10 protein-coding genes and 1 pseudogene are annotated in these 10178 nt (G+C 62.0%); 5 read left to right on the top strand and 6 right to left on the bottom strand.

Annotated features, from left to right (window positions below):
• Positions 1–190: 190 nt before the first annotated feature.
• The 4 genes from truD to pth2 form a co-directional block, all read right to left on the bottom strand.
• Positions 191–1516 carry a tRNA pseudouridine(13) synthase TruD gene (gene truD / locus WBV42_RS05645; protein ID WP_423985160.1) on the bottom strand — a complete coding sequence of 442 codons (1326 nt, stop codon included), beginning with the start codon at positions 1514–1516 and terminating at the stop codon, positions 191–193.
• Between the two features lie 37 nt (positions 1517–1553).
• Positions 1554–1913, bottom strand: coding sequence for a DUF7344 domain-containing protein (locus WBV42_RS05650; RefSeq protein ID WP_423985161.1), 360 nt, complete (start codon positions 1911–1913; stop codon positions 1554–1556).
• 103 nt (positions 1914–2016) lie between these two features.
• Positions 2017–3612 carry a bacterio-opsin activator domain-containing protein gene (locus WBV42_RS05655; protein ID WP_423985162.1) on the bottom strand — a complete coding sequence of 532 codons (1596 nt, stop codon included), beginning with the start codon at positions 3610–3612 and terminating at the stop codon, positions 2017–2019.
• Between the two features lie 141 nt (positions 3613–3753).
• Entirely contained in the window at positions 3754–4092 is a 339-nt protein-coding gene (gene pth2, locus WBV42_RS05660) for a peptidyl-tRNA hydrolase Pth2 (protein ID WP_423985163.1), read from the bottom strand.
• A gap of 82 nt (positions 4093–4174) precedes the next feature.
• Here pth2 and WBV42_RS05665 point away from each other — a divergent pair, with 82 nt between their 5' ends.
• The 3 genes from WBV42_RS05665 (at position 4175) to WBV42_RS05675 (ending at position 6467) form a co-directional block, all read left to right on the top strand.
• Positions 4175–4897: a Yip1 family protein gene (locus WBV42_RS05665; RefSeq protein WP_423985164.1), complete on the top strand. Its 723-nt coding sequence runs from the start codon at positions 4175–4177 to the stop codon at positions 4895–4897.
• A gap of 83 nt (positions 4898–4980) precedes the next feature.
• On the top strand, positions 4981–5571 hold the full coding sequence (dcd, locus tag WBV42_RS05670) for a dCTP deaminase (RefSeq protein WP_066144595.1): 591 nt from the start codon (positions 4981–4983) through the stop codon (positions 5569–5571).
• Positions 5568–6467 carry a thiamine-phosphate synthase family protein gene (locus WBV42_RS05675; RefSeq protein WP_423985165.1) on the top strand — a complete coding sequence of 300 codons (900 nt, stop codon included), beginning with the start codon at positions 5568–5570 and terminating at the stop codon, positions 6465–6467. Before dcd ends, WBV42_RS05675 begins: the two co-directional genes overlap by 4 nt.
• On the opposite strand, the gene WBV42_RS05680 is transcribed toward WBV42_RS05675, so the two are convergent.
• Entirely contained in the window at positions 6464–6799 is a 336-nt protein-coding gene (locus tag WBV42_RS05680; RefSeq protein WP_423985166.1) for a hypothetical protein, read from the bottom strand. The genes WBV42_RS05675 and WBV42_RS05680 overlap by 4 nt on opposite strands.
• Positions 6800–7407: 608 nt before the next feature.
• Here WBV42_RS05680 and WBV42_RS05685 point away from each other — a divergent pair.
• Positions 7408–8094 (top strand): class I SAM-dependent methyltransferase, encoded by a 687-nt coding sequence (locus tag WBV42_RS05685; protein ID WP_423985167.1) that lies wholly within the window; start codon positions 7408–7410, stop codon positions 8092–8094.
• Between the two features lie 129 nt (positions 8095–8223).
• On the opposite strand, the pseudogene WBV42_RS05690 reads toward WBV42_RS05685, so the two are convergent.
• Positions 8224–9151 (bottom strand): annotated as a pseudogene (locus WBV42_RS05690) (sulfide-dependent adenosine diphosphate thiazole synthase).
• Positions 9152–9273: 122 nt separating this feature from the next.
• Between WBV42_RS05690 and WBV42_RS05695 the strand changes: the two are divergent.
• Entirely contained in the window at positions 9274–10110 is an 837-nt protein-coding gene (locus tag WBV42_RS05695; RefSeq protein ID WP_423985168.1) for a hypothetical protein, read from the top strand.
• Positions 10111–10178: the final 68 nt, after the last annotated feature.

Here is a 10178-nt window from a genome sequence, read left to right on the forward strand (position 1 = left end):
GTGGACGGGCGTGACCGTCATCGAGCCGAAAACGACCGCGGCGAGCAGTATCGAAATCACCCTTCCCTTGCGACCGGCCATCGATGGAGTCACGCCGTGGTTCACCATATGCCCTCGGAGCCGTGGAGCGGAGTACGGTGAAGGATTATACACGCGACCGGGGCCGCCCCGCTATCCCATCTCCAACTTGTTATCCCATCTCCAGCGGGTTCGCCTTCAGGAATTCGCGTAAGAAAACCGTCGCGTACGAGCCCGAGGGAAGCGAGAATTCGAACGAGAGCGGGTCGTGGGTGAGCGAGAACTCGGAGCCGAGCAGTATCGCGCGGCGGGTGCCGGTCGAGTGGAACTCGCCGGGCAGGTTGAAATCGTGCGGTTCGAGGTCGAGGTCGTCGAGGATTTCGCGTTCGATGTCGCCCTGCTCCCCCTCGGCGAGTTCCGTCTCAGTGCCGACCAGCGGCGCGGTGACGAACGCCCGCCCGCGCCGACAGTGGCGTTCGATGGTCCGAACGCGCTTTTCGCTCACGGTCTGCTGGCGGTCCATGTCGGGAACGGTGAAGCCGTCTACCTCCTCGGCGAAACAGACCACATCGCCCGCGACCGGTTTGTCGAACGGAAGCCCGCGCCGAAGCCGCTCGCTCAGGATGCGGTTGAACACGTACGACTGGGCGGCGTTGACGAGCAACCGCTGAAGGTTCGTCGGGAGCGATTCGAGCGCGTCCCGGAAATCCTCGGGGTCCGTTCCGCCGTTTTCCACGAGTCGGTGAGCCATCGAGCGCTCGAACCCAAGTCGGTTCGGCAGGGCGTCGAGGACGGCGTCCCAATCGGGTGCGCGGTCTTCGACGCGCTGACGGGCCTCGCGCGTGTCGTCGGGTTCCGTCTCGAACGGGTTGCCGACGTAGGCCATCACTGCGTCTTCCCACTCCTCGCGGACGACGTGGAGGCCGACCTCGTGCGTGATGGGCCGCAGACTTCCGAATCGCTGCTGTCCGAAAAAGTTGGGAACGGCGAGGGAGTCCTCGCCGCCAGCGAACTCGCGCAGTTGGTCGGCGATGTCGTCCGCGTTTTCCGGGCGGTCTGGATTCGAAACCGTGATCTCGAACTCGTTGCCCACGAGGTCGCCGAACAGGAGTTCACGGCCCGCTCGCCCGACGGGTTCCAGTTCGGCGGCTCGCATCTCCGGGAGGTCCTCCGGGTCGACTTTCCGGAGGCTGAACAGTTGGGTCGTCACCGCGCGCTTGTCCTTCGTCCCGGCCCACGACACGCGCTCCCGGCTGATACCGAGCGCACTGGACAGACTCCGGGCGAAATCGTTCGTATCCCACCCGTGCAGGGTCGCACGGACGACGAGATACGGGTACGACCCCGTATCGGAGTCCATCGGCTCCGCGTCGAACCGCTCGATTTCCCGCACCCGGAAATCCTCGTTCGTCTCGCGGAGCGTTCCCCCCACGCCGTCCGCGTCGCTGACGTAATACTCCATGCCGACCACTCTCTCGATGGGATGTGCCTCGCGCATTCGTCCGGAGGTTGTGCCCGAACGGAATTAAAAAACCCTACTCGACGATGCTGATGCGATCCGTCACCGAATCCATGGACTCGTCGGGAAGGACGGTTCCCGATTCGGTCTCGTACGTGACGAGACCGGCGGCCGCGAGTTTCGGCAGATGGACGTGATACAACAGTATCTCCGCCTCGTCGGCGTCGTCGTCCGAAATTTCGGTGATGCTGGAATCCGCATCCCACGCCGCGACGTGGTACGCGAGGTCATCGATCTTGGTCGGTGACGTCGCATCTGCGAGATACGAGAGAACGTATCGACGGTAGGAACTGCTCAGCACGTCGAACAGAACCTCTGCCGATAGTTCGGTTCGTTCTCTCGGCGATGTCTCGGTTTTCGTGTGTCTCTCCATCATCAACCGTGTACTAGTACTTGGGGGACAAGTACGCGCTACCTACGTACGTTGGTTGGGCGAGGGTGGTTACCATACCGCAATATCGTGTATAGATGTCCGGAGTTCAGTCCGGAGATTCGTCGAAAAACGACGATGCGAGTTTCCGTTCGGCCTTTCGGAGATGTTGGTGGAGCGTCGCGGGTGCGATGCCCATCGACTCTGCGATCTGTTCGGCCGTACTCTCGCGCGGCCAGTCGTAATAGCCAGCCAGATACGCGGCCCGAAACGCCGAGCGCTGTCTCGTCGTCAACTCGGTCGAGAGCACGTCCCTGAAATCCTGCTCGGAGCGTTCGGTTCGTTCGAGATCGTGTTTCGCGAGGAGTTCGGTGTCGGGATGCGAGGAGCGAATCGACGACATCAACGCCCGAATATCGGTTCCCTTCGGGACTTCCACGACGATATCTTCCCTTCCGTCGTGTGCGCGTGCCGTCTGTACCTTCGCGCTGGATTCGATGAAACTCTCGACCAGCGACGAGGAAACGGTCAGCACGAGCAGTCCCTCGTGGTCGTGCACCCAGACGATGCGTGCCTCGGCGATTTTCGGGACCGTCGTGGCGGTGTCAGCCACCTGCTCCGGCGATGCGTCTTCGACGCGGACGTAGTAGAGGTAGCGACCGTCGGACGTCGGAACGGTGCCATCGAGGACGAGCGTGCAGTCGATTCGGCGCGAGAGATCGACCAGCAGTGCTTCATCGTCCGTGACACGAAACGCCAGTTCCACGACCGGTCTGTCGGTCGCGAGGAGTTTCTTGCTCTCGGCGGCGTTGATGGCGAACCCGACGAGTTCGCCCAGTACATCGAACCCGGCGGCCTCGCGCTCGCTGAAAGCGTTCGCCCGCGTCGCGTAGACGACCAACACCCCGTAGGTCGTCTCCCCGTACGAAAGCGGAACGGCGATTCCGGACCGAAGTCCCTGTTCCCTCCCTTCCTTTCGAAGGCGTTCGGTGAGGGCGGCGGTATCGGAAAAATCACGGACGACGACGTGTCGTTCCGTCCGAAACGCCGTCGTCGCGGGTCGTTCCCAAACATTGTTCGTCGCTTCGACCTCGCCGACGAGTTCGTGGAACGCTCCATCGTCGCCAGCGCGTGCGCGGGGGATAATACTGTCCTCGACCATATCGTGTTCGCCGACCCACGCGAACCGATAGAGATCGGAATCGGCCAACCGGGAGCAGACCGCCTCCTCGATTTCCTCGCGCGTCGCCGCGTCGACGAGTTCGTGAATGACTTCGCGGACGAGTTCGTTGATGCGGTTCAGCGTCTCCAGTTCGTCACGCTGCTGTCGGAGTTCACGCTCGCGTTTCCGTCGCTTGGAGAGGTTTCTCCCCGTCCCTGCGAATCCGTCGACAGATCCATCCTCGGTCTTGATCCGCGTCGCGTTGAACTCGTACGGAACGTGTTCGCCGTCCTTGGTCACGAGTGCGGACTGGCGCGTCTCCGCGCTCGTCCCCGACAACACCATGTCGATCGCCTCGGCGATCATCTCCGCGTCCGCTTCCGGAATGAAATCCAACGGAGCCATGCCCCGGAGTTCGTCGTCGTCGTAGCCGGTGACGGTCGTCAACCGGTCGTTCCACTCGACGAGCCTGCCGTTTGCGTCGAAAACGTAGAAAACGTCGGGGAGCGTGTCGAGAACGGCACGGACGGTCGATTTATCCATCGGTCTCGAACGAAATGGCCGCGAAGTCTCTGCCAACGTTTCGTTTGACAATATGACACATGGCAACAGAGTACATGCCCTAGCAGAGAGAAGCGACCGGGTCGGCAAAAGATTTCGGATTTGATATATTTCGGAGGGTTCTCAGAACAGCGAAAGGTCGCCGGTGACCTTGTCCACGAGGTCGTCGTCGGCGGGACCGACGGCGAGGGCAGTGGCGGTACCGGGGTCGAGTTGCGTGTGTCCGGCGTCGCGGATGATGGCGTTTGGAAGTCCCTCCACCCGTGCTTTCTCCGCGAGACGGAACAGTTCCTCCTCGCTTCCCGCCTTCAGGACGACCTTCTTCTGACCCTCGCCCTTCCACCGTTTTCGTGCTCGGTCTCCGGTATCCTCGTACGCCGACAGCGACGCGTGAGCGACCTGCGCGGCGAGTTTTCCGTTCCCCATTCCGATGTCGGTGCGAGCGACGATGGCCTGTTTCATACCTCTGGATGGTGGTGTGGCGAACTAAAGCGCTCCTACTCGATTCGAGAAAGCTTATCATACGTGACAAATATGCGAATGTATGCTTTCGGATGCCCTCTTTCACCCCGACACGCTCTTCGAGGAACGAACGCCGCGACCGAGTCTGGGAAGCGCGTTCGCCGTCGTCCTCGTCGTCGCGCTTTTTTCGACGGCGATCTTCGGAGTTATCGGATGGTCGCTGAGCCAACGAATGACCGGGACGACGCAGATAGACAACCCGGATCGCCCCGCCGACGTGTTCTGCAACGATGAGTTCTATCAGGACAATCCGGTGTCCGATGGCTGTGCACAACCGAAGACGAAAACCGTCGTCGTCGGCGACCTCCTCTGGAAGGAGTTCCAGAAGAAGGTCCCGCTCGTCTTCGTCGGCATCCTCGTCGGATGGCCACTGACCGCAGTCGGACTACACATCACCTCCGCCCTCTTCGACGGCGAGGGGTCGTTTTCCAACACGCTGGCGGTCGCTGGTTGGGGAATGCTGCCGTCGCTGGTGCAGGCGCTCGTCGGTCTCGGACTGTTCTACATCGCGCTCCGGCACGCCGACCTTTCGGGAAGCAACGTCGAACTCCTGACGGACCAACTCCAGTCGCTCATCTCGAAAGCCCGTGGTGGGACGCTGCTCGTCTCTGCCCTCGGAGCGCTCTGGCAGGGTGTCGTCTGGACGTACGGGTTGAAACACGCCCGACGGCTCCAGACCGGTGAAGCGGCGGCGGCCGCCGGAATCATCGCGGTTTTGCTGTTCGTTATGGGAGCGCTCGGCTAGTTCCGATTCGTGTCCCGAGAATCCCCCCGACGAACGCCCATTGACCGGAGAGCCTTTAGGTACCCCTTCCCCTGTTTTCGACAATGATACTCTCGGACGCGGACATTCACGAACGGCTCGAATCGGGGGAACTGGTCGTCGAACCGATAGACGAACCCGATCTCCAAATTCAACCGGCGAGCATCGACCTCCGACTCGGCGAGGAGTTCCTCGAATTCCAGCGCACCAACATCCCCTGTATCCATCCCGACAGCGAGGACGAGGTGGACAGTTACGTCACCGAAACCATCGTGGACGAGGGCGACGAGTTCATCCTTCATCCGGGCGATTTCGTCCTCGGAACGACGAAGGAGCGCGTCGAAATCCCGTCGGACCTGCTGGCACACGTCGAGGGACGCTCGTCGCTCGGGCGGCTCGCGGTCGTCGTTCACGCCACCGCGGGCGTCGTGGACCCCGGCTATCGCGGCCAGATCACGCTCGAACTGTCGAACCTCGGCACCGCGCCGGTCGCGCTCAAGCCGGGAACCCGAATCTCTCAGCTCATCTTCACAGAACTCAAGAACCCCTCGGACCGACCCTACGGGTCCGAACGCGGCTCGAAATATCAGGACCAAGCCGGACCGCAGGCGTCCCGAATCGGCAGCGACCACGAGTTCGGCGGTGACCAACTGTGAGGTTCGCGGAGGAAGTCGTCGTCGAGGAGTTCCTCCCGACGTTTCGGTCGATGCTCGCCGAGGACCTTCGGGAGCGCGGCCTGACCCAGAGCGAAGTCGCGGACGCCCTCGGCATCAGCCAGAGCGCGGTTTCGAAGTACGCGCACGGCGACGTGGCGGGAAACGAGCGGGTTCGGGAGGACGAGCGGGTCGCCCGCCTCGTGGACGAAATCGGCGAGGGGTTGGCGACCGAAAGCATGAGCCAGCTACAGGCGCTCGTGGAGGTCGAAGTGCTCATCCGTCGACTTGAGGACCGCGACCTCATCGCACAGCTCCACGAGGAGGCGATGCCCGAACTGGCGGGATACGGCGGCGACTTCAACGTTCACGACCCGGACGACGAACTACGGGCGACCGAGCGCGTCCTCTCGTCCATGCGCCGCGGCGTGCACATCGTGGAGGGAACGAGCGGCTTCACGTCGCTCATTCCGGCGGTCGGGTCGAACCTCTGTGAGTGTCTCCCCAACGCCGAGAGCATCGACGATGTGGCCGGGATTCCCGGTCGCATCTTCGACGTGAAGGGACGGGCGACGATTCCGGCCGACCCCGAGTTCGGCGTCAGCGGGCACGTCGCCTCCATCCTCCTCGCGGCCCGGAACGAGGGAGCGGACGTCCACGCCGCGCTCAACATCAGGTACGCGCCCGAAATCGTGGAGCGACTCGAATCGACCGGCCGTGCGACCGCCGAGTTCGACGCCGAGTACGACGACCTCGGCACGGCAATCGAGACGGCGCTCGACGGGACGCCCGACGCGACGGTGCTCTATCAGACCGGCGGCTACGGTATCGAGCCCATCGTCTACGTTCTCGGGGACTCCGCGGAAGAAGTGGCTGAAATCGCGCGGGAAATCGTTTAAACCGGAACCCGCTCGCTGCGCTGTACTTCGCGGACGATGTCGTCCGGTCGAATGTCCTCCCGCTCACGACGGATGTCGTTGACGGTCTCCGCGAGCGAGAGAAGTGCCGAGACGGCACGGTCGCGCGTTGCGACGCGGCCGACCGGTCGGATCGTGGTGTATCTGTTTCCGATGCTGTCCTCCAGTTCGAGTTCCCACTCGTCCGCAATCGACGCTCTGACTGCCTTCACGGCGATATCTCCGTCCCGATGCTGGAGTTGGATCTCGTCCCCTCTGATGGGTGATCGCTCCCATTCAGCGGGAATCTCTCCGGTGTCAGACGGTGATTCCATGGTTTCGTTTTGTATTGTCCCGTTCATTCTGTGTTTGTCCTGGTTGCTTGTGCGGGTCGTTTATGTCCGCGCGCCGAAGTGGCACACACAAAGTATATACCAATCCGGCATCACTCTCTATTCACCTCGGGTAGGGGTACACGAGGTAACATTTTTCTTCGAACTACGCCTGTAGCTTCGGGTCCGGCCGACGTATCACCCGTTCGTGTTTTCGAAGTTCCGTTTCGTCGTGTCCGTCGTTCCGAGTGGACCCGTTATGTTTCGATGACGGATGGGGGCGCCTCGTAGCGTGTCCAATACTGTCTCCGAAACCGTCCCATCCTCCGAACAGTTGGCTTTGATGACAGTCCTCAATCACCGGAGTATGTCATCTCAACTGTCACGTAGTATAAGTACGAACCTCGAATTACTTTAGCCCTGTGGACATTTTCTGATCGGTCCGCATTCGGACTTGTCCATTCAATCGAATAGATTTGATACTTCGAATTTCCCAAACAAGATTAGTACGAATCACGCCTCGTCGGCCCTCGTGTCGAGTCACGTTCACACTTCCGACGTTCGTGGTGACAGCCCGATTTCTTTTATCCGACTCCGTCGTACGACCATGCATGTCACGGCGTGGAACGACTGCCGCACAACAGTTCTACGGACGGTGGGCGCAGTTATACGACCTCCTTGCAGTGGCGACGCCCGGCCTCTCCGAACTCCGAAGCCGAGTCGCCGACGAACTGCACCTCTCGCCCGGAGACACGGTGATCGAGATGGGCTGTGGGACCGGCGCGAACTTCCCCCACCTGCGGGAACGCGTCGGTCCGGCGGGTCGCGTCGTCGGCGTCGATTTCACGCGCGGAATGCTCGAACAGGCACGGGACAGAATCGACCGCGAAGGCTGGGAGAACGTCCACGTCGTGCAGGCCGACGCGGCGACGTTCTCGTCCCGCGAGGACGTCGACGCCGTCCTCGCCACGTTCGTCATCGGGATGCTCGGCGACCCGCACGGTACCGTCATTCGGTGGTTGGACGGAATCCGTCCCGGCGGCCACCTCGCGCTGCTCGACGCCGGGCGGAGTTCACGTACCTACTCGTGGCCCGTGAATCTGGCTTTCAAGGGACTCGTTCTCGCCTCCACACCCGGCGATATCAGCGCGTTCGAGAAACCGCCGTGGTACGTGCTGGACGAACGAATCGCGGAGTCGCGGCGGGCGCTGTCGGCGGGGGCAGTCGATGTTCAGGATAGCGAGCACGCACTGGGCGTGGTGCGAATCACGGGTGGACGAGTTGCGGAAAGTCGCTAGGGGTCGCCCACGACGGGGGTCGACCGTACGAATTCGCCCGCCTCGCAAAATAGTTGAATAGGTGAACAACTGTTTAATTATACTTTCGACCGAAGAACGGTTCGTCCGTGACGAACCTGCCTCGTCCGTTCAGTCGTCAGCGGGTGACGGACTGCCCGTCATCTCCACCGTGCCGCCGACGTCCAACTCGTCCAGCGCGACTTGCGCGGAGCGCTTACCCGACAACAACATCGCGCCGAAGGTCGGTCCCATGCGGGTGAGTCCGTGAGTCGTCGCGGTGGCGAGACCCGTGGAAATCAACCCGTCGTGGACCTTTCCGGCGTGTTCGACGACTTCGTCCTCGCTCTTTGCGACCCACATGGAGTCGTGACCCGGCGAGTCGTGGCCGGGCGCGCCGTACTCGCCCTCTCCGGATTTATCCATGCCGGTGTTGTGCTCCTGTGCGTGTTCGAGACCGGGTGCGTCGAGGACACCGCGCTCTTGGAGTTTCGAGACGACCACCGCCTCGTGACCGGTCGCGTCGATGACGAGGTCGGACTCCACCGCGATGGGGTCCACGCAGTGTGAGTTCGCGCGGGAGCGCGTGGACCGGCGTCTAGTTCATGACGATGCCGCCGACGCGGTGGCCTTCGCGGACGACCACGTCGGTGAACTCGGTCATGTTCTGCATTTTCACTCCGGCGGCGCACGCCGACTCGATGAGCGCGGAACAGGCGTGCGGGCCGTTCGCGACGTAGAGACCCTCGGCCTCGTCCGATTCCTCGTATGGGACTCCGAGTTCGTCCAGCACGTCCTGTGACGGGTCGCGAACCGTCACCTTGTTCATCAGGAACCCGCCGAGCCAAAAGCCGCCGCCGAGGTAGTTGTTCTTCTCCACGACCATCGTGTCCACGCCGCGCTCGGCGAGTTCCTTCGCCGCGACCAACCCGGACGGGCCGCCGCCGACGATGATAACCTCGGTGTCGGTGAACTCGGTGAATTCCTCGCTCCACGCGGTGCCGATTGCTCGTGTGACCTCCGCCTCGCTGACGTCCGCAAAGCCGTCGAATCCGTGCATACCATCTAGTGATATTACTAAGTGGTTGAAAACCGTTTCCCTCTGCTAGTGACAGAACCCGGTGAAAACCGTTTTACTCACCGAAATGTTTTTTATCCAACTTCTCACAGGATACGAACCCGATGGAATCCTTTCCCCTCGACCGACTGCCGCGCCGTTCCAGGTGGACCAGATACCTCCTCGATCCGTCCCGCGATCCCCCAGGAGACCTCGACGCATACACATCCAGCGACGTGTACGACGATATCTACGAGGAAGTTTTGAGCAGGTACCGAGACCGCACTCCTGACCACGAGGAGTTCGTCCTCGAAATTCGGGGTGCGGGTCGTGACGACCCGGGCGTCATTTCCATCGAAGGAGAGCTATTTCTCGCCAGTTCGACCGAGATGGTCGCCCGAGAGCGGGGAGTCGTGTGTGACGCGCTCCGTCCCGTTCTCGACGGCGGCGAGACGGTTCTCGCGCTCGGCTGTGGGTGGGGGGCGAACCTCGGCGTTATCGCCGACGAATTCCCGGACGTAACGGTCGGCGGCGGCGAACTCCTCGAATCCGGCGTCACCGTTTCGCGGGAACTCCACGCCGACGAAGCACGCGTCTCCGCCGAGCGATTCGACTTTCACGGTACGTGGGAGTTGTTCGATGAGCACGACGACATCGTCGTTTTCACCCGCGGTGCCCTCTCGACCCTCGACGATACCGAACCTGTCATCGACCGTTTTGGGAAACGCGCACTCGACGGGGACGTCACCGCCGGAGTCCACCTCGAACAGACCGGACCGTATCCCGACGACTCGGTTCTCGGCCTGCTTCGTCGGCGCTACGCCGACGTTCACGGATTCGACATCTCCCTGTTGCCGATGCTTCGGGAACAGCCGAAGATTTCGGTGACGCACACGAAACACGACGTCGTCGGCGCAAATCCACTGCATCCGCAAACCGCGATCCGCTGGCGACCGATGTGAGTCAGTGGACCCATCGGCGGCGAGAAAAATCGTCGTCGGTCAGTCGTACTGCGGAGCACGCCCTGACG

The organism is Haladaptatus sp. (assembly GCF_049589095.1).
GTDB lineage: Archaea > Halobacteriota > Halobacteria > Halobacteriales > Haladaptataceae > Haladaptatus.

Coding starts and splice junctions, on each gene's coding strand:
- truD (WP_423985160.1), bottom strand. CDS start 1,516: ATGCGCGAGGCACATCCCATCGAGAGAGTGGTCGGCATGGAGTATTAC.
- WBV42_RS05650 (WP_423985161.1), bottom strand. CDS start 1,913: ATGATGGAGAGACACACGAAAACCGAGACATCGCCGAGAGAACGAACC.
- WBV42_RS05655 (WP_423985162.1), bottom strand. CDS start 3,612: ATGGATAAATCGACCGTCCGTGCCGTTCTCGACACGCTCCCCGACGTT.
- pth2 (WP_423985163.1), bottom strand. CDS start 4,092: ATGAAACAGGCCATCGTCGCTCGCACCGACATCGGAATGGGGAACGGA.
- WBV42_RS05665 (WP_423985164.1), top strand. CDS start 4,175: ATGCTTTCGGATGCCCTCTTTCACCCCGACACGCTCTTCGAGGAACGA.
- dcd (WP_066144595.1), top strand. CDS start 4,981: ATGATACTCTCGGACGCGGACATTCACGAACGGCTCGAATCGGGGGAA.
- WBV42_RS05680 (WP_423985166.1), bottom strand. CDS start 6,799: ATGGAATCACCGTCTGACACCGGAGAGATTCCCGCTGAATGGGAGCGA.
- WBV42_RS05685 (WP_423985167.1), top strand. CDS start 7,408: ATGTCACGGCGTGGAACGACTGCCGCACAACAGTTCTACGGACGGTGG.
- WBV42_RS05695 (WP_423985168.1), top strand. CDS start 9,274: ATGGAATCCTTTCCCCTCGACCGACTGCCGCGCCGTTCCAGGTGGACC.